We start from the raw sequence: 19,681 nt of genomic DNA on the forward strand, positions 1-19,681 counted from the left end.
ATTTCCTAACGTTTGTACTTCTGCTTCAGTTTTATTTTTACAGGAATCATAAAAATCTCATTTTTGTTAAGCGTTTTGTTAAAAAGACCTTTGGTTTTCTGTAATCTGAAGACATTCCAAATCAATCCTGCACCAATACCTAAAGCAAGAACTATCCCTATAAAGAATCCTATAACTTTGCTTAGAATGATGCCTAAAACCATTGTGCCGGCAAATGAACCACCGGCATAATAGATATACTTTCCTTTCAGACCTTTAAACACAAGGGGCTTCTTTAGCCCCTTGTATAGAAAGAAACTCTTTTCTTCCATTTCTTATATTCCAAAAAATGCCTGAATTACTGTGGGAACGAGAAGCAGGAAGATACAGGCACCTCCCCAGCCAATCAGTTCTTTATTGACGTCTTGGTCACCATTGTTCCATTTGTTGTAAATTCGGACACCTCCGACAATGCCTACGATCGCACCTATCATTTGAACTAAGTTTGAGACTGGCTCAACGTACTCTTCGATATCCGATGTTGCCGAAGATATAGCTCCGGCGCCTCCTGTCTGAGCAAAAAGTAAATTTGTGCATAATACCAAGATTGCGGAGAACAGCGCTTTTTTAATTTTATGGTGTTTATTAATGCTTGTAATATTATTTTTCATTTGATTTTTAAAATTTTAATTGAACAATAATTGAATTGTTTCATTTGAAACCGTCTGGTAAAAAAAGATTCCAAAGCTCCATAAAGTGCTTTGGAATCGAAACAGATACGGCGTTTTCCGTATCATTGACTGAATGTAATTAAAAAACTAAACTTGATTTGTAAAAACTCTGACCGCTTTCAGAGCCGACAACGATATGTCTTGATGCTTTTTCAAAGAAATTTCGAAACATCTCATCCGAAATAACTGACGGAATTATTTCCTTCTGATGAGGTATTGCCTCCGAATTTTTGCTTCCGATCACTGAACTTAAATTTGAAAGAAATGATTGACGCACTTCTTTTTCATCTTTGCCCTGTTGATTGTCGCCATAGAAGTTTTCAATTTCCCGCTCTTCCTCAAAACGTCGATGGTTAAAAGGTTCGCCGTTTTCTTCGGAGGATAATTCTGTCTCTTCATAATCATAGGAACTTGGTAAGTTTAAATTCTCTACGTCATCTTCATAAATATTTATTATTTCTCCTGGAGTTTCTTCAATAAAGTTCTCAAGGCTGATCAATTCGCCATCATTTTCATTTCTATTTACGATCTGTTTTTTTATAAATAAGTCATAAACTGCAATGCCGGTATAATATAGAATGTATAGTAAACCAGTAATCATTAGGACTTTTCCCATAAATTTTCACTTTTTTAAAATGTTTAAGAAATTTTCATAATCGTCAGATTTTAGAGCGAGATGCACCGCAAAACTTACAAATTCGCTTACAGATATCCCGTCAGCACGAAGGCCCACCAACTTTCTGTAATGATGATCCTGTATCCTTATCATTCTGCTGGTTTTGTCATTACTCTTGTAAGAGTCAACAAATTCATTAATTATGCATAAGGTTTTATCATCAAGTTCGGTTAGATTGGTTGGTTTTTTCTTTGTCCGAGTGTTTTTTGCTGCATCTGCTGTTTTGTGTTTAATGCCCTTTTTCGATAAGACTGCCTCGTCACTCAGAATATTGAGATTCTTTGCTAATTCCTCTTTATCTTCATCGGTCGTATAGCGGTCTAAAATTCCCATAGATGATAAATTAATTCATCGAATGTTTCTTTGACAGCTAACTTTTGTTCATATGTCAGTCCTTTTGTGTTGATGCTAAGCATACATTTTCTGGTTAGAACTGATCCGCCAATTACTTTCCCTATCGTATTGAATTCAGCATCCATTACAGGTTTCAATTCGTAGCTGTCGTCTTTGCGCATATTATTTCTGATGAAATATATTTTTGCCTTGACTTTGATAAGCTTAAGAAGATTGAGAAACAGTACTGTAGACATCATTGTAACACTGGAGTATCCATAAGGAATTATTATGGCATCACTGTATTGTAATACCTGCGTGTAATTATTCTGAATATTTCCGGCGGTATCAAAAAGAATAACCTCCTGACTTTCCTTTAACTGCATTAAAACTTTTTCATTCTGCGTGAGATGAATATTTTCTTCCGAAATTTTCTCTACTTCATAAAGATAATCTGCTTTTAATTCTTTGTCTTCTGACCATTGCCTGTAAAATGAACGCTGAAAATCAAAGTCGATGACATTTACCTTTTTATCGGTAAACATAGAAAGATAGTTGGCAAATGCAATGGCTAAAGTGGTCTTGCCAACTCCGCCCTTCTGATTTGCAAACGTAATAATCATCTCTTTTTTTTCTTTTTTCTTCTTCTATTTTCTAGTTCTTCGCTTGATGGCGGAGAAGCTGCTGAAATATCAAATAGGGAAGTGCGTTTTAACATTTCTTCTAAACTTGATGCTTCTGCAGCTTGCACGCCATTGACAATAGACTGGTGTCCTGGATTTTGAGGATTTAGTAATTGAGATAAATAAAGGTTGTAATAGTAATCTCCGACCAATTCTTTTACGGTAAAGACAACATTGTCAATCTTATTAATGACGAATGCCTCATTTGAGAAACTGACGATCTTTATTTTATCCTGCGAATTATTACTTACTTTCCTTAAGTTTAGGATGTGATCTATTGTTGAATTTCGTGTGTCTTTCCAGATATTATAATTTGTCTTTTTCGATTGTTTCAAAAAAAGCATATAATCCTGGATTTCGCATTTGTACTCTTGTTCCAAATGCTTTTTAAAAACGTTCTTCGTTTCGATTGTCAAATTTGAATTGGCCAGAATGTCAAAGATCTTTTTGTCTAATACTTGGGAGCTGATAATGAATAGGTCACTCATTTTCATTATATCACTGCCTTTGTAAATCGTATTGGTTTTGTGGTCGATGATGGAATAGCCGAAAGGCTGTTTATCATCTTTGAATGAAAGAACAACATCAATCCCAAATTTTTTCTTCAGATGGTATTGAAGCTCTGATTGGTAGGAGGCATGGTTTTTATCCGATACTCTGAAAACCGAGTTGGAAAATACCTCTTTGTATTTTTTGAATAGAGCAAATATCTGTTTTTTTCTTTTCTCGTCAAAACTTTTTTTTGAAAAATTTAAATCATTGACATTTAAAACTTTGATAAAAGCGCCGTTTTTTGTAATATTTAACTTATCATTTTTTTCATAATAGCCGTATCCATTAAGTTCCAGCAGTGTCTTAAACTGATGTAACGTACTATAATTATAATCAATCAATTTTTCTAAATTTTGATGTACGTCAGTACCGTACAACTCTTTAATTGTTTCCTGTAAAGCAGTTTGACTTTTATATTTTTCGAAATCTCTCTCAATACGCTTTGAGCTGTCTTTATTAACCCTTGTACTTACAATATGAATGTGGTTGTTGGCAGTATCATTATGAAAAACAACAATGTACGGTTGTTCACCATAGCCCATTTTATCCATGAATTTATCTGCTGTAAGCGCCAATTGTTCCTTAGAATATTCGCGTCCTTTTGCGGATATTGTAGCGTGAAACTGCGGATTTTTTATTCTTGAATTATTTTTGGAAACTGCTTTCAGATAGTTTTTTATGTCTGGAGCTCCCGAAGAGTGATTAAGATGAGCCGGGAAATTTTTAATTGATAAAAGTTCTCCCTTTCCTTTTTCAATTTTCTTGTCATTATAAATCACACCATTGAACTCACTGGATGATTTGTTTAATATTTTAACAATCATTTTGCAAGTTCAATATAGATTTTTTTGATTATTCTGTTTTGCTCAATTTTCAGACTGTTGAGAATTTCAAGCTTTGAATTATAATCAGATAAAAGGGTAGTGGGTAAGTGCTTGTTGGTGTTGATATGTTTTGCAATCTGATTGATATTATTCTCAATTTTAGAGAATAAATTAACCTGATTTTCGATGAAATTCATGATTTCTTTCCTGTCATTATCAAGTAGCTTTCCTTCGACGCCGCTAATGATATAATCGGAAAGATGAAGGTTGTATTTATTACAGTGATTCAGCCATTTTTCTTTTACTTCGTCATGTAGCCTTAAAGTAATTCGTGCAGTCTTTGATCTGCCTGAGGTTTTTAAATCTTTCATTTGGCAATTTTTTAAAATAGTTAAGGCAATCCTAATTAGGATTCGCACATTTCAATTTGCAAACGAGAAGATTCTTCTCCTGATTAGATCATCAAAATTATGTAAAATTCACTTGAAAATTATAGATTAGTATTTTCGATTTCTATTTACCGTTATTATTTTTTTGCTCTTCTTTCTTTTTTTTGATAAAATCTGTTGGACGCATCCCATTAATTTCATAAAAAAGATCTGAAAAATTCTGACGGGATGCTATACCGCATTTTTCAGCTAATGCTTCAATTGTGTATTTCAAGTAATTTTTATCAGTATTCATTAGATTGGTAATGTAATCAATTCTAAGATTGTTTAGGTAATTTTTAAAATTAACGCCTTTTGATTCGTTGATAAAAGTTGATAAATATGTTGTATTAGTATTGAATTGAGCCGCCAACTGATTTAATGTTAATCCTATTTGAGTATATTCTTGTCTATCCTCAAATGATTTTATTTTTAATAGTAAATCTTGGTAAATCTCCTTACTAATTATCGATGTCTTCTCATCCTCGTAAATGGTATCGGGACTATGTTGATGTAGCATTTTTTCAAGCTGACGATTGTCAAGCTTTATCTGCAGTATCCTGTAATTCAGCATGATCTTCTTATTCTTCCTATATTTAAAAATGTATAGTGTGATAAAAAGCAGCGAAAGACATATAAAAAATATTACCATTAAGGAAGTGAGAAGATTTCTCTTCTCTAAAGCTTCTTTGTTATCTAACAATCGCTTCGTGTCGTATTCTTTGTGAATTCTTGAGGTCAAATAGTAAAACTCTTTTCCTAATAAGCTGTCAACTGATAAGAGCTGTTTAGTGTAGTACAGCTCTTTCTTTGTGTTGTTCAGGTTATTAAAATGGTTTATTAAAATTTCGTAGCTATCACGTGTCTCCGGTAAAACAAAATTTTTATGAACGAAAATTGAATCTACCATCTCAAAATAATGGAGTGCTTTTTCCTTATCAGAATGATAGTAGCTCTTTCCTAAGTAAGAGTAAATTAATGATGCAGTCGCAAAATCATCTACCTTCAATATTTTTGGTAAAGATTTATTTAAGATATCGATTGCATGCTTATAATTTTGACGGTTATATGCTGAAATGCCTTTGCACTTTAAAAAATAACTCTTTTCCAAAGAAAATTCATCAATCCCCTCAATTTCTTTTAGCCCAACATTTATTAAACTATCAGCAGCAGCAAAATTTTTTAGATTTCTCTGACAGATTATTAACTGGTGAAGAGAGTTAAAATATCCCCTTTTATTATTGAAAACTTCATTTGGATGAAGTTGTTTAACTGATTCATTATTAAAAAATTTAATGCATTCTTCGAAATTTTCTTTAGATTCTGAATAATAGCCTAGGTAGCTTTTGACGACTCCCATATGATAGACGACCTTATATTTCAAATACTCGTCTTTAGTATTTTTTAAATAGTTATAAGCTTTTAAATATTCATCTAAAGCCGGATCAAATTTTTTATAGTTAAAGTAATAGATAATCCCTTTTCCCAAATAAGCTAAACCTATCAAATCTTTATCTCGTGATTTTAAAGCGGCATAGATCATACTATCGGAATATACTAATTTTTGCTTTTCATTTTTAGTAAAGAAAACGGCATCCCGATATCCTTGGGTTAAATGTTCAAAATCATTTTCATTTTTCGATTTTTGAATATAAGTCTTTACATAAGGAATTGCTCTTTTATCATTTTTAGGAAGATTCTCATAATTTTTTCGGATAATCTCATATTCGCTCATCTTCTGCGCATTTAACAGCAGAAAAAAGGGGAATAATATCAAAATGAATGAAAATCCTTTAAGCATGGTTAGTAGGCTTCAATTAAGAACCGCCAAATTTATGTAAAATCTCCATAAAACAGGGCTTTTCCCAATATTCTATTAAGATATTTAATTATTATTAAAAACAATTGATAATGAAGCGGTTTCATTGTTTTTTGTTGTCGTGCTTTATAAAACACGACGTCGTGCTTTGTAAAGCACACCCACATATGCTTGTTTGGACGGTCTTTTCGACAATACCTTTGACTCCAAGAATTCTGAGAAAAACCGGCCGGGATAATCCTTAATAAATTTTACTATTATGAAAAAAGTTATCCCATTTTTAATTCTTATTGTGGGTTTATGTGCGCAAAGTTGCAGACAAGTTGATGAGCAAGTAGATAATGATTTTGCACTATCTAGAGTTGCAAAGGAAAGTAATAAAACATCTGATTCAACTAGAATGAAAATTGAATTAGAAAAAGATCCCCCTGTAAAGGATGGTCAAGATTGGAAACACTAAATGAAATGATATAAAGATTCCCTATACCTCAAAAATATAATATCCAGCCAACGACGTTAGATCGGGTATAGGGAAATCTTTCAAAAATTGACGAAGAAGATAATAATGAAAGGGCAGATTTTGATTTTAAAGTTTTTTAATAAATTTTTTAGCCATGAAAAAATCAGTCTTCCTTCAAGTGCCGCTAATAACGGCCTGTTTTTTTATTCTTTTATTCTGCTACGCTAGCGCAAGCAAAATAATGGATTTTGGAAATTTCCAGGTTCAGATCGCACAATCACCACTTTTAAGTGCTTATGCTGGATTTATTTCTTATGCAACAATAATTGTTGAGCTTCTTATTGTAGTTACTCTTATAGTTCCCAAATTTCGATTAATTGGGCTTTATAGCTCTATGGGAATTATGATAGCCTTTACAATCTATATTTATCTTATCCTAAATTTTAGCGACTTTGTTCCCTGTTCTTGCGGCGGGATACTTGAGAAAATGGATTGGACAGAACATCTATTATTTAATCTTGGATGTATTTTACTTTCTTTTATTTCCGTAATTCTAGTTGAGGTTATTAATAGACAAAAATTCATCATCTATTTTGTGAAAATTTTTGTAGTCTTTGTCGCGAGTACTTCTCTTGTTGTTTATCTATTTTATTCTTCAGAATACATTATAAAAAAAGAGAATAATTTTGTTAGAAGATTTCTAATACATCCAGTACTAGAAGATAAATCAATAGATTTAAAGCTGGATTCATACTATATTGCAGGCTCAGATAGTAAAAAAATATATCTTGGAAATATAACAGCTCCATTATTATTTTCTGAAATTAATTATGATTTATCAAATTTAAGCCAACAAAGGATAGAGCTGGATGAGAAAGACTATTCCTTTAAAAATCTATGGCTTCAGACCTTTAAAAACGATTATTTTCTTTACGATGGAAGTGTCCCAATAATTTACAGAGGTAAAATTGGTGACCAATATGCAGAAACAATAAGTTATCAGAACGCATACTTTACTCAATTATCCGTTTTAGATTCGGCTAGATTTGCACTAAGAACGCAGAGTAAAAGTACACAGCAATACACTTTGGGTAGCCTTGATTTAAATCGAAATCCAAAAGTTGTATTGAATCCAGATATTCTTCAAAAACAAATTGACGGAGTATTTGACAGTGACGGAAAATTGTTGCTCAACCAAAATTTTAAAAATCTTATATACATATATAATTACAGAAATGAATATATGATCATGGATGAGGATCTTGAATTGAAATCTCGCTTAAAAACAATTGACACCATAAGCCGAGCTAGATTTAATGTGGTTAAAATTCCAGACGGTCGACATAAAATGAATGTTCCAAGTTTAAAAAACAATCAAAATCCTACAACTAATCAAAACCTCCTTTTTGTGGAATCAAAGCTTATTGGCAAGTATGAGTCTAAGAAAGCATGGAAGAAAAATTCAATCATTGATATCTACAGGATTGACCGACAGGAATATGTAGGAAGCTTTTATATTCCTAAAAAGGATGATAAAGCGCTAACACAGATGTATGCAACCGACATGTATCTTTTTGTTTTAATTGACAAAGAATTGAAAAGATACAAGTTTACTAGACTGATTCTTAATTTATATGAAAAGGGGAATGCCGAAAACCTAAAATAGAGTAGGCAATAATTCAAATTTCTTTAATATGAAAAAATTAATGATTCCTGTAGTCACAGTATTACTTGGCACAGGCGCAGCATTTGCAACTAGTGCTGCAAAAAGCAATTCAGCAAAAGCAATTGTTGACGCTTACAGAATTGATGCCGTTACTGGCGAATGTCTAAACGCACAACAACAGTGTAACACAGTGGGCACAGCCCCATGTGTTTGGTCGGGCGACAGCAGTTCGTCTTTGCACGAGAAAATTTCGGACAACCCGACAATGTGCGGAGAGGAACTTTTCAGACTGCAGTAAAAAAGGGATGCTATAAAGCATCCTTTTTCATTTGTTTGTTAATCCAATCTATGTTTGTTTTATCTTTTAAAAAATAATCCCACCATTCTAATGTTCGATAATAAAGATCTTTTCTATCCTCTGAATTAAAACTTGGATTATGCCCCTGATTTGGATAAAACAGAGCTATAACATCTTTATTATTCCTTTTTAACCCAATATAAAATTCCATGACCTGATCCCATTTTATGTTTTCGTCTTTTTTACCAGCCCATAAAAGAATGGGCGCATTCACTTTCTCAACATTATAAATGGGGTTGTTGTCAAAGTACAATTTTTTGTTTTCACTGAAAGGAAATTTCAATTCATATTGTCCATTTTCATATTGCCAGTAAAATGGGCTGTGGAAATTATAATTGTAAGAAAAATAGGAACGTACAATATCACTATTACCAGCACCAGATAAATACGCTGCAAAACGGTTTGAATGTGTAGCAATAAAGTTTGTCTCATATCCCCCATGGGAATGCCCTGTTAATCCGATTTTCGACTGATCAATATACGGTCTGTTCTGAATTGTATCCAATGCTTTATTGACGCAGTCTAATGCTGAAAGACCTGTTCCTTTTGGACCAAATACAATATCGGGTAAATAAACGAAATAGCCTTGGTCAAGTAAAGTTCTCAAATCAAAAGAAGCAGGATTATTATAGCCTATAATATCATATTGATTTGCCGAATCATTCTGAATTTGATAAATTCTTACAATCATAGGATATTTTTTTTTAGGCTCAAAGTTAGTTGGGTAATATAAAATACCCTTCAACTTCTGATAATCCGAATTAATATAATTTATTATTTCAATTTTAAGATTCTTTACTGCAGCATCTCGATTTTCATTGGTTAAAAGAATTATTGGTTCTTTTTTATGATCATCAACGTAATATAAAGACATCGGTTTGTTGTAATTTTCTAATGTATAAGCAAAAAAATTTGCGTTTCTGTTGTAGTAGAAATCTCTAATATAATTTTCTGAGGATTTTATTATTGATTTTAAATCTTTATTTACAATGGTATAATATGACGTTTTGTTTTCTTCGTCATCTCTGACTTTTATTAAAACTGAATTATCATTCTTTAGGTACGATCTGTAAATCTTGAAATAGCTCCCAATTAATGGTAGACTCTCTTTATTCAAAATTTTAACTTTTTTACTTAGATTTTCGCTAATTTTGATCAGTCTATCCTTCTGAATATTATAAACGAAAATACCTTTTTGAGAATCAAAGTAAATTAATGACGCGTCTTTACTAAAAACAGGATTTTGCAGACTGTGATCTTGAATATATCCTTTTTTCATCGTAGAAAGATTACATAACACCCATTTATCCTGCAAGTCTCTGTAAATACTAAATTCTCCATCTTTGGATAGAGTGAAATATGCACTTTTTACAATATCAAAGGGTTTGGCTGTATTATTCTGAGTATCTAAAATCTGTAAATCAATATTTTGATTATCTACTGTATAATTTTGAAGTTTTCCTCTTTTAAAAGCGAAAAGATATTTATCACTGCCAGATAAAAAAATCTTTTTCGAATCTTTATTATCAATTGCGCTTACATGATTATTGTTTGTAATTATCCAATATTTGTCAATTGGATCAAAACCAGTGTCATGCTTGCTTAAATCACCATCATTTCCATACCATATTTCGACATTTTTGTTTTTTGGTATCTTCGTTTGGCCATTTACAAAATACTTTCCTTCTTCATTCATTTCACTAACTACAATGTAATCTCCAGTATCTATATCTTGTAAAATTGGTTTTGAGATATTGCCAGATTTGATATCTAATAAAACTAAACTTTCCGTTTTATCAGTACTGTTTTGTTCAATTATATAAAGTGTTTTCTTTGAATCACTTATTTCAATTCTCTTGATAAGCACAGGGCTCTCGTAGATCTTTTTTTTATTTTGGGAAGAAGTGTCGTAGATTTCGTATTTATTTTCACCCTTTCTTACGACAAAAATTTTACTTACATTATCTTTCGTAATATTGACTACACTATCTATTTCGTAGTATGATGCCCCTTTGTTATTATAGACAGACAATTTATCGGCAGTGTTTAGTAATGCAAAAGTTCCTGTGTCTGAAGACGCAAAAACTCTTTTAATATTGTCAAAAACCTTCTGTCTTCTATCATTCAGACTAACTAAGACAGCTTTATCTTTTGCCAATGCTACCACAGCTTCTTCTTGTAAAAAAATTGGAATATCTAAGGTTTTCGTTAACAGATGAGGTTTTTGAATTTTATTCTTTGTTGAAAAAATTTCAATAGTATCTTTGTTAATATCATAATGTTTTCCTGCTATAACCCAGTTTCCCTTTGGAGACATCGCAAGAATTTTTATTCGATATTGCTGAGCCATTTTTTTTTCTAATGTGCCTCTCAACGTTTGACCTTGACAAAAAGAAATCCCTACAAGTAACAGTAAAATTATTATATTTTTAAATGATCTCATTAGTAACCTGGATTTTGGGGATTTAAATTTGAATTTAGTTCAAGATCTTTTTGAGGAATTGGCCACAGTTGATGATTAGTCTGCCAATTAGGTTTTGAGGAAATAAGAGAATTTAAATTGTTATTCCTTTTGAGATCAAAGAAACGATGCCCCATCTCTGTAAAGAATTCTCTACGGTTCTCACTTGCGATTTCAGTAATTAAATCAGACTGTGAAATGCCTGAAGTTACCGCCGAAAGTCCAGCACGTTGTCTTGTAGCATTTAAATATAGCAGTGCTTCATTGAGTTTGTTTTGTTTTGCCAAGCTTTCGGATAATAGTAGGTAAACTTCTTCAAGCCTGAAAACAATGGAGTACTCTGTGGTATTATTTGAGCGATTTTTATATTTATCGGCTCTATACCAAGTGTTTGCGCCCACAGTAATTACTGCCATCCAGTTCGATTTTCTGAAATCCGATGATGCAAAGGAGGACATAAGAGATGTCGATAGTGCGTAGCTCGAAGGTGCTGCACCTGTGAAATAATATAAACTTGCCTCTTTTGTTGCATCTCCTGAATTTTTAGGTTTTAATTGCCACAAAATATGTTTTCCTGACTTTTGAAAGACTTTAGCAATGTCAGTTTCGAAAGTATAAAGAGAACTTTGAGCTATTGATTTTAATTTAGCTTCCGCATCGGCTGGTCTCTGCTCTGCAAAATATACCTTTGCCATCATCAGTTCTGCAACTTTACGATTGACAAAAATTCTTTCGGAGTTACTGTATTCGTCTGCTAATAATATATAACATTCGTTCAAATCGTTTTCAAGTCGAACAAGAACATCATCAGAACTCAATTTTGATGAGGTGTTGTTAGCAGTGTAATCAGTTGTAGTTAAATAAGGAATATCTCCATATATTTGCTGTAAATAGAAATATAAAATACAGCGTATCAGTAATGCTTCACCTTTCATTCTTCTTTTGTCTGTGTTTGAAATTCCTGATGATTTTTCAAGACCTTCTAAGATAGAATTGGAGAAATAGATTTGTTGATATGTATTTGACCACAGTGAATAAACTGCAGCATTGCTGGAAATGAGTTGATTTTGTGAAATTTCATAGATTCCATTTGTTGCGGTAGTTGCATAACAAGTGAGATCATCTGTATAATTGCTCAAAAATAATCCCATCTTATCACCTGCCAGTAGAGAATTATCTCGTAAACTCGAATATAATGCCGATAATGCGGAATTTGCTGTTTGAGTGTCCTGAAAAACATTGTTTTTATCAATTTGATTTTCCGGTACATCAACTTCCAGCATCTCTTCACAAGAAATCAGATTGAGTAGTAATAGTGAGAATAATAATATAGTAATGTTTGTAATTGTTTTCATTTCAAATTTTTTAAAGATTGAACTGTAACCCAAAAGAGTATGTTTTCAGAGGTGGCAGATAGCCCAGTGCTAAAAACTCAGGATCAACACCAAAATATTTGGTTACCGTGAGAAGATTTTGTCCTTGAATGTATATTTTGACATTTCTGAAGACGCTGTTTTTTAATGGAATCTGATATCCCAATTGTACATTTTTTAATCTGATAAATGATGCGTCCGACACTGATGCTGTACTGTTTTGAAAAAATGTGTGAAGCGTGTTTACTCCGGAAGTATATGGCATATATGTACCAGTAGGGTTGTCCGTTGACCAGACATCTAAAACTTCGACTGGCTGATTATTCATACTGCCAGGAACAGTTATAATACTGTTGTAATTTCTGTTTTTTTGCTTAACGAACTGAAACAAAAATGAAACGTCCCAATTTTTATATCTGAAACTGTTCGACCACCCACCGAAGAACTTTACACTTATGTCCTGAGCAACTTTGTTATCTTCAGGTGAAGATATCTTTCCATCTCCATTGAAATCAGTAAAACTGTATTTTCCTGTTTTAGGATCGATACCTTCAAGTTGATACAATTTGATAATTGAAGTAGATTGCCCAATGATAAATTGATTGGCATACGTTGAACCTTCCAGTCCCGGAAATGAAACTAATTTGTTTGTTGGAAAACTAATGTTGAAATTAGTATCCCATTTAAGAGACCCTGTTTTTAGTGGCTGAGCTGCCAACTCAAATTCCCATCCTTTGTTTTCGACCGTAGCATCAAGATTTGCCAATACACTTGTAAAGCCAGTGATTGAAGGCAGCTGGTAGCCCACCAATTGATTTGAAGAAAGATTTCTATACCAAGCTGTCGTAATATTAATATGGTCTTTGAAGAGCCCAAGTTCTAAAGCAACTTCTAGCTTTTTAGTTTTTTCCCAACTATAGTTACCATTATAGAGTCTTGACGGAATCAATCCTGTAACTGAATTATAGATATATGATGATGAGACAGTATAAGTATCTAAATATTGATAGTCTCCAATGTTGTCACTACCTGCAGTACCATAACTTCCGCGAAGCTTTCCAAAACTTAACCATTCTAGATTTTCGGCAAATTTTTCTTTTTTAAATAACCAAGCTCCTCCAACTGCTGCAAAATTGGCAAACTTTTTATTTGGACCAAAGCGACTGCTTCCATCACGTCTGCCAGTCAGATTAATTATATATTTATTTAAATATTGATAATTAAGCCTCCCAAAAAATGCGGCGTATCTGTATTCATTTGTGATTTGGTCTGAAACTGTTTTTGTTCTTGCAGCACCGATATTTGTTATAAAAGCATTACTTTCAAAGCCTACACCTACAATTGACCCTTGTTCGTTTGTCTCTCTTTGAAATGTTCCTCCCGCCAAAGCATCGATTTTATGATGTTCAGATTGGTAATTCCAGTTAATTTGTGGTTCAATGATGAAAGAAAATCTGTCCTGATTATTCTTAGATGCTGTCGAAGTTGCGCTTGACTGACCCGCAGCATAAGCCGGATTATAAATTGTATTGGGCTGTAACGAAAGTTCTTCAAATGTCTGGTAGTTAAATCCACCATTAAGCTTTAGCAATAAGTTTTTATAAACCTCATACTGTGTTGTAATACTATTAAGAAATTGCTTGTTTTCATTTGTATAGGTGCTATTGTAGGCTGCCACAGGATTGGCAAATGTATTATTCTGCCAGTTTAATCCACCTTCAGAATTGTAAAGCTCAGGTGCATTTGGAACTAAATTGTACGCCTGCCTCGTAATATCTGTTCTAATGACATTGTTTTTCTGAATTGAAAAACTATTGGCAATATTCATCTGAAATTTATTGTCTGCAGATCGATGCGAGATATGGCTGGAAATGTTTTTGCTTTTGTATTTAAAGTCTTCCCCAAAAACAGTGGTCTGCTCATTATTTGAAAGGCTCAATAAAAAATTGGTTGTTTCTCCACCGCCATTTAATGATAATTGTGTGTTTGACAAAGCTGCTGTGTTCCCAACTAATTTATCCGGCCAGTTTGTATATCTATCTTGATTCCAAGTTCCATTGATATCATAAGCCGTTGCAGGATAAGTACTGATTCCATCATTTTCAAATGCTTTTTTTCTCATAGATAAATATTCTGATGTATTAATCAAATTGAGATTAGAAATCACTGTACTTAATCCATAGGATGTATTAAAATTTAAATTCAGTCGTTTTGACTTTCCTCTTTTAGTAGTTACCAAAACAACACCATTAGCACCACGGGAGCCATATATTGCTGTTGCATCAGCATCTTTTAAAATTTCAATTTTTTCAATGTCGTTTGGATTGATGCTGTTGAGAGGATTAAGACTTCTTCCGGGTAGAATAACAGTCGAATAGAGTGATGTCATTTCTCCACCCATCGGAACACCATCGATCACATAAAGTGGCTGATTTCCATCAATTGTGCTGTTGTCCTTGTTTCTTAAACTGTTTCTACCTCTTATTTGAATATCATAACCACCTCCGGGAACTCCTGAATTTTGAGTGATAGTAACACCCGCAAGTCGTCCCTGAACACTAGATAGAACATTAGTCACAGGCTGATTTTCTATATCCTTCGCTGAAACTTTTGCAATACTACCGGTACTTTCTTTCTCTTTTACTTTATAATATCCGGCATTGACAACAACTTCTTCAATGCCCTGTACTTTCTGATCTAATGAAAGATTAATAACAGCTTTACCATTTACGGTAATTCTTTTTTCTGCATACTCAGGATGTCGGAAAATTATGATGGGATTTTCACCGTTTATTTGTAAGATGTAAAATCCTTTCGAATTGGTCTGTGTAACTTGATCACTGCCTTCCTGAGATACATTGACTCCAGAAAGTGGTGTCTGATTCTCGCCGACAGTAACTGTTCCGGTCACTGTCTTGGTTTGTGCTTTTGCATTACTGCATAATGCAGTTAACAAAAAGACAATACCAATGCTTCCTATTTTAGAATAGGATTTTTTCATAGTTTTGTATGGGTTTTTTGATTAAACTCCTTGATAAACCTAGCTCTTTCCTGAAGTCTGCAAACTGAATAGGGAAGGGCTTTCTTATTTATAAGGATTATTTTTTATTTCATTTTTTAGTTATTATTACTTCTGGATTCAGGTATTTGAAAACAAAACTTTCTTAGTGCCTTTTGGATAGGGGATAGTCGTTAGTTAACCGCAAGGCACCTAAAAGCCATTTAATATGAATGAAATTGTGTCCCGAGAAAGCTTTAAAAGCCGCAATGAGTTGTACACCTCATTGTATCATATAATCTGATACTATTTTTGGAAGGTGCTTAGAAGTAGAAAAGCGAACAGCATTGGAAAAAGACGGCGTGGAACTCTACATTATCCAATTCGGGGTACTGGTATACCTTGTATACAGATAAGAGAGCCCACGCCTAGGTCGTGAGCTTCCTGCTTATCGTCTCGTATACTAAAATTACCAGTTTTCGAATTGAGATTCTAAGCAATAGCTTCTATTATTCTTTGAAGTATCGCAAAATTACATATTCTGTAACTTATTTTACAAATATAGTAATTTTATTTATTGTATGGTAATATATTACCACGAATTTTCAAATCAAAAATCCAAAATTGCCCATAAATACATTATTTATGGATAGCAAAGAAGTCTTAAGATTATTTATGCTTGAGTTTTCAGAAAATTTGAAAAAGATTCGAGCTACAAAATATAACTCAATGGATGAGGTTGCGCAGAATTCAAATTTCGATTCAAGCAATTACAATAAATTTGAAAATGGAAAGGGCAATCCAACTATAGAAACGATGTTGAAAATGTCATCAGCTTTTGGTATTACCCCAAAAGAACTTTTTGACTTTGATTTCGATATTAATAAATATAAGATTGACGAATAAAAAAATCCTAACTAATTTGTTAGGATTTCTTTTACTTATTAATTTCCTGATAATACCGATCAGAGCATTGATCAAGAACTTCTTCTGTTTCTTTTAATTCTTTTTTAGTTGAGTAAACCCAGACTGAAAGTCCAACTATTACCAATGTTGCTACAATACTGTAGATTTTTATTGCTTTCATATTTATGCTTTTTGTAAATATATGAAATTTATCGCATCGGAGGAGGTGGTAATGACTTGCTTGGAAGATAATTATCAATTTGGTTCTGTGTAATGATTTCTTTTTCTACTTTTTTGAAATCTATAGGAGATGCTTCAGTTCTTTGAGATTCGTCCTGCAAATAAATTTTGTCTTCCAGCGAATCTATTACCTTCTTAAAATCAGAATCCATAAAAGGTAAAATAAAACATATTTTGTCTTCCTTTCCATTTACCTTAAAACTTAAGTAATTTCTACTGCCTGCATAACCTTGATTTGCATCCAGCGCTTTTTTTATTACATATTTATCCAAATTTTTATCTGATAAGCTATTGATTTCATCAAGTTCACTCTGGCTTAATTTATATTGATAATATACTTTATCTCTTTCTCTATCAAGATAAACATTTAGAACTCCATCTTTGTCCAAAGTGGTATAAGCACTAATGGACAGTTCGTTGTTTGATTTTATATCATAGCTTACGAGCTTAAAATCAGTAACCTTTTTTTGACAGCTAACAAATATAATTTGTATTAGTAGCAAGAAAAGAAGTTTTGTTTTCATAGTTATTTTATTGTTGATGATTGAAATTAATTAAAAGTTATAAGATTATACATCCAACAAACTTTCATCATACCAAATATCCTCGTAGCCGTTACTATCTATTAAAAAACGATTACCAGCCGGAAGCCCGAGATATTGAATTATAAAAGAAGCATCTTCCAACAAATGATAGGCGTGAGAAGGCTGAAAAAAATCATCTGCATAAGAAAACTCACCTGACCAAATATACCAACCAGTTAAACCTTTTGTTCGGGGATGTCTAAGTCCATTTATTTGAATGTTGGGATTAAAATTTCGACCCAATGCAATTACGGTATTTAACTCTACTACATCAGAAATTTGAGAATTCTTTTCACAAATTTTCAATTGGTCTTGTAAATAATCTTGAGTATCCATTCTTTTTGAGATTCTATAATTATTTTATATAAATGTTAGATTTCCTTTTTTCCACTCGTCTAAAGTAATTTCAGCTGTTGAACCAATTATTCCCGATTGCTTTATTATTTCTTTTAAAACTTTGACCGCTTTCTTTTCATCAAGATGTAAGATATAACAGGCAGACCATAATCGCGGACCTTTATGCTGATGGTTTAAAAACTGAAATAAACTTTCTATTGAATTTTGGTTTTTAAGAAATGAAGCTGCATTCATTACCTTCTCGTAATTTTTATTTCCTACTTTAAAATTACCATTTTCTGTAGATTCTACTTGAATAATTGAAGCCTCCTCAAACATTTTTAATGCAGTTTCAATGTCTACTATTTTCTTCATAATCTCATAATAATAGTTCTAATTTTCCTTCTTTCCACAAATGAAGAGTCGCAGAGGCTGTCATTTTTACTTTCGAATTTGTAGATAATTTTTTTAGGATGTTCTCAGCTATATCAGGTTTTGATTTTAAAGTAAAAATGGCCGCCCACAATTTTACATATTCGTCAGGATTATCCAACATTTCACTAAAAAGCTCTTCTTCACGTTGCTCCTTTGCATGGTTATAAAGGTTATGTAATTCTTTGTGAAGTTTATTTGCTTTTTTATAATCTCCGTTTACATAAAGTACTCCGTGTTGAACTGAATGTTGTAAAAATTTCTCTTCTATTTCTGTTCTGCTTATTTCCAATCTTTTAGTCAAAAATATTATAAGACATTTTCAATAATGTCATTGGGATTAATACTCGATATTTTCTTCGATAATTTTAACCGACTTTCCTTCGAGATAATACTTATAAACTAATTCAAACCAATCCTTACCATTTGATGTATTGTAAATAATAATAACATCGCCGATTTCTTTAATTTTAGCATCTACGCAAACTGCTCCAAACTCAGTGTTACCCTCATTAAAATCTTCTATAATAGTACTAATTAAAAAATTTTTCATTTGATCCGATGTAAGGTTTTCGTCATATGCGCCAAGATCAATCCATTCATTATTTTTAAATATTAAACCAAATGGAGCAAACTCTTTAAATTCATTTAAAAATGCTTGAGCAGTTTTGACAACTTGTTTTATGCCTGTAATATATTTGTCTTCCATAATATTTTAATTAAATACAACCTGGTATTCCTGCACAAGGATCTTTTTTTACTGGGACAGGTTTAATTTTTGGAGCTGGGTTGTTATTTACTCTAATGTTATCTGTTTTTGCAGGAGCTGGTCCTGTTAGGTTATAAGGTTGAATTTCAATCCCTGAATCTTTTAAAGGATTTGATAAATTTGCATCCTTGTTTATCCTCAAAATTAGCCTTTTTCCATCAACTAAATTGTCCTGAAATCTTAATTGTCTTGTAAGAGATTGATTTTTTACATTTTTTATTTCCACAGGATTTCCTTCTTTGGTGAATCCATCAGGTCTCGTTCCTCCTGTTTTACCTGTTTTCGAATCTGTTGCTTCAAAATTTTTAGTATTCTTTGTAACATTTTGTCCTTCTTCATTCATTCTGTTTATTTGCTCTGGTTCCATCTGCCTACCTCTGTTAAAATGTTCCTGAGATTTTGTAGTTGCTTCACTAGTTTTTGTCATTGTTTCAACAACAGGATTAGGCCTCACATTTGAGCCACCTTCAAAGATTGGCATAAATCTCACTAATCCACTTATACCAAAAAGACAACATTGTTCTGATTCTTCAACTGCATCTTCGGTAGACCTTCCATCCGGATCAATAAATCGCAATGGATTGTTCATTGCGTAGTTATATGGTGACCAACGTCTGTATTCTTCGCTTAGTGGATCAGGAGAAAACCAGCGACCTGCAGTATCAAGATATGGTTGTGAGTCAGCATTTTCTATGTTGATATCTAATAATTCAACAATTTCATTGGTTCTTGCATTGTAACGGACTGATCCAATGCTTACAATACTGTCTAAGTCGTGAGCTTCTAAATATTTACCTTTGCTTAATGTAGCAATTTTAGGATAGAAGCCATATTTCTTAAAAGGATTTCCTGCTTCAATGTTTTGTCTTCTCCGCTCTGCTTCGGCTGGTGTTAAAGTATCCCTCGTTTTTAGAACTTCGTCCATATAAGGACGCAATCTTTCTTCTTTGGTAAGTTTTACGGGATTTACGTAAATCTTTTCAGGATTGTTTGAAACATTCTTTTCTACTTGAGCATTGAGAAAAACTGCGATTATCAAAAAGAATACATAAAATAGTTTTTTCATTTTCGTG

General features: G+C 32.6%; 22 protein-coding genes. 4 read left to right on the forward strand and 18 right to left on the reverse strand.

Annotated features, from left to right (window positions below; all coding sequences use genetic code 11):
• Positions 1-5 precede the first annotated feature (5 nt).
• The 8 genes from H6W53_RS04455 to H6W53_RS04490 all read right to left on the reverse strand — a co-directional run bounded on the left by H6W53_RS04455 (position 6) and on the right by H6W53_RS04490 (position 5,941).
• Positions 6-311: a DUF4133 domain-containing protein gene (locus tag H6W53_RS04455; RefSeq protein ID WP_002977321.1), complete on the reverse strand. Its 306-nt coding sequence runs from the start codon at positions 309-311 to the stop codon at positions 6-8.
• A 3-nt stretch (positions 312-314) separates the two neighbouring features.
• Positions 315-650 (reverse strand): DUF4134 domain-containing protein, encoded by a 336-nt coding sequence (locus H6W53_RS04460; RefSeq protein ID WP_002977322.1) that lies wholly within the window; start codon positions 648-650, stop codon positions 315-317.
• 139 nt (positions 651-789) lie between these two features.
• Positions 790-1,326: a hypothetical protein gene (locus tag H6W53_RS04465; protein ID WP_002977323.1), complete on the reverse strand. Its 537-nt coding sequence runs from the start codon at positions 1,324-1,326 to the stop codon at positions 790-792.
• Between the two features lie 6 nt (positions 1,327-1,332).
• The gene (locus H6W53_RS04470; RefSeq protein WP_002977324.1) at positions 1,333-1,719 is read right to left on the reverse strand and encodes a hypothetical protein; all 387 of its coding nucleotides are present in this window, start codon (positions 1,717-1,719) and stop codon (positions 1,333-1,335) included.
• Positions 1,707-2,342, reverse strand: coding sequence for a ParA family protein (locus H6W53_RS04475; RefSeq protein WP_002977325.1), 636 nt, complete (start codon positions 2,340-2,342; stop codon positions 1,707-1,709). Before H6W53_RS04475 ends, H6W53_RS04470 begins: the two co-directional genes overlap by 13 nt.
• Complete coding sequence (locus H6W53_RS04480) at positions 2,339-3,778, reverse strand: relaxase/mobilization nuclease domain-containing protein (RefSeq protein WP_002977326.1); 1,440 nt, start codon at positions 3,776-3,778, stop codon at positions 2,339-2,341. The genes H6W53_RS04475 and H6W53_RS04480 overlap by 4 nt, the downstream gene beginning before the upstream one ends.
• A complete protein-coding gene (locus H6W53_RS04485; RefSeq protein WP_002977327.1) occupies positions 3,775-4,149 on the reverse strand; it encodes a hypothetical protein in 375 nt (124 codons plus the stop codon). The genes H6W53_RS04480 and H6W53_RS04485 overlap by 4 nt, the downstream gene beginning before the upstream one ends.
• 142 nt (positions 4,150-4,291) lie before the next feature.
• Positions 4,292-5,941, reverse strand: a complete 1,650-nt coding sequence (locus H6W53_RS04490; RefSeq protein WP_164720332.1) for a helix-turn-helix domain-containing protein — start codon at positions 5,939-5,941, stop codon at positions 4,292-4,294.
• A gap of 343 nt (positions 5,942-6,284) precedes the next feature.
• On the opposite strand from H6W53_RS04490, the gene H6W53_RS04495 reads away from it, so the two are divergent.
• The 3 genes from H6W53_RS04495 (at position 6,285) to H6W53_RS04505 (ending at position 8,449) form a co-directional block, all read left to right on the forward strand.
• Complete coding sequence (locus tag H6W53_RS04495; protein ID WP_002977329.1) at positions 6,285-6,485, forward strand: hypothetical protein; 201 nt, start codon at positions 6,285-6,287, stop codon at positions 6,483-6,485.
• 154 nt (positions 6,486-6,639) lie between these two features.
• Positions 6,640-8,151 (forward strand): MauE/DoxX family redox-associated membrane protein, encoded by a 1,512-nt coding sequence (locus H6W53_RS04500; RefSeq protein ID WP_002977330.1) that lies wholly within the window; start codon positions 6,640-6,642, stop codon positions 8,149-8,151.
• Between the two features lie 28 nt (positions 8,152-8,179).
• Positions 8,180-8,449, forward strand: a complete 270-nt coding sequence (locus H6W53_RS04505; RefSeq protein ID WP_002977331.1) for a DUF6520 family protein — start codon at positions 8,180-8,182, stop codon at positions 8,447-8,449.
• A gap of 10 nt (positions 8,450-8,459) precedes the next feature.
• Here the strand turns inward: H6W53_RS04505 and H6W53_RS04510 are convergent, their stop codons facing one another.
• Genes H6W53_RS04510 through H6W53_RS04520 form a run of 3 tightly spaced genes read right to left on the reverse strand, consistent with a single transcriptional unit; the run spans position 8,460 to position 15,344 of the window.
• The gene (locus tag H6W53_RS04510) at positions 8,460-10,952 is read right to left on the reverse strand and encodes an alpha/beta hydrolase family protein (RefSeq protein ID WP_002977332.1); all 2,493 of its coding nucleotides are present in this window, start codon (positions 10,950-10,952) and stop codon (positions 8,460-8,462) included.
• Complete coding sequence (locus H6W53_RS04515; RefSeq protein WP_027383741.1) at positions 10,952-12,325, reverse strand: RagB/SusD family nutrient uptake outer membrane protein; 1,374 nt, start codon at positions 12,323-12,325, stop codon at positions 10,952-10,954. The genes H6W53_RS04510 and H6W53_RS04515 overlap by 1 nt, the downstream gene beginning before the upstream one ends.
• A gap of 10 nt (positions 12,326-12,335) precedes the next feature.
• Positions 12,336-15,344 (reverse strand): SusC/RagA family TonB-linked outer membrane protein, encoded by a 3,009-nt coding sequence (locus tag H6W53_RS04520; protein WP_002977334.1) that lies wholly within the window; start codon positions 15,342-15,344, stop codon positions 12,336-12,338.
• A gap of 642 nt (positions 15,345-15,986) precedes the next feature.
• Between H6W53_RS04520 and H6W53_RS04525 the strand changes: the two genes are divergently transcribed.
• Positions 15,987-16,247 carry a helix-turn-helix domain-containing protein gene (locus H6W53_RS04525; RefSeq protein WP_002977335.1) on the forward strand — a complete coding sequence of 87 codons (261 nt, stop codon included), beginning with the start codon at positions 15,987-15,989 and terminating at the stop codon, positions 16,245-16,247.
• Positions 16,248-16,278: 31 nt separating this feature from the next.
• On the opposite strand, the gene H6W53_RS04530 is transcribed toward H6W53_RS04525, so the two are convergent.
• The 7 genes from H6W53_RS04530 to H6W53_RS04560 are packed head-to-tail and all read right to left on the reverse strand — an operon-like array spanning position 16,279 to position 19,674.
• Positions 16,279-16,428 carry a hypothetical protein gene (locus H6W53_RS04530; protein ID WP_002977336.1) on the reverse strand — a complete coding sequence of 50 codons (150 nt, stop codon included), beginning with the start codon at positions 16,426-16,428 and terminating at the stop codon, positions 16,279-16,281.
• Positions 16,429-16,456: 28 nt separating this feature from the next.
• On the reverse strand, positions 16,457-17,011 hold the full coding sequence (locus H6W53_RS04535) for a hypothetical protein (protein WP_002977337.1): 555 nt from the start codon (positions 17,009-17,011) through the stop codon (positions 16,457-16,459).
• A 45-nt stretch (positions 17,012-17,056) separates the two neighbouring features.
• Positions 17,057-17,407 carry a hypothetical protein gene (locus H6W53_RS04540; RefSeq protein WP_002977338.1) on the reverse strand — a complete coding sequence of 117 codons (351 nt, stop codon included), beginning with the start codon at positions 17,405-17,407 and terminating at the stop codon, positions 17,057-17,059.
• A 24-nt stretch (positions 17,408-17,431) separates the two neighbouring features.
• Positions 17,432-17,782, reverse strand: a complete 351-nt coding sequence (locus H6W53_RS04545) for a hypothetical protein (RefSeq protein ID WP_002977339.1) — start codon at positions 17,780-17,782, stop codon at positions 17,432-17,434.
• Positions 17,783-17,786: 4 nt separating this feature from the next.
• A complete protein-coding gene (locus H6W53_RS04550; RefSeq protein ID WP_027383739.1) occupies positions 17,787-18,131 on the reverse strand; it encodes a hypothetical protein in 345 nt (114 codons plus the stop codon).
• A 48-nt stretch (positions 18,132-18,179) separates the two neighbouring features.
• Positions 18,180-18,548, reverse strand: coding sequence for a hypothetical protein (locus H6W53_RS04555; RefSeq protein WP_002977341.1), 369 nt, complete (start codon positions 18,546-18,548; stop codon positions 18,180-18,182).
• 10 nt (positions 18,549-18,558) lie between these two features.
• Positions 18,559-19,674 carry an RHS repeat-associated core domain-containing protein gene (locus H6W53_RS04560; RefSeq protein WP_002977342.1) on the reverse strand — a complete coding sequence of 372 codons (1,116 nt, stop codon included), beginning with the start codon at positions 19,672-19,674 and terminating at the stop codon, positions 18,559-18,561.
• Positions 19,675-19,681: the final 7 nt, after the last annotated feature.

The organism is Chryseobacterium sp. C3 (assembly GCF_014218905.1).
Classification (GTDB): Bacteria; Bacteroidota; Bacteroidia; order Flavobacteriales; family Weeksellaceae; genus Chryseobacterium; species Chryseobacterium mucoviscidosis.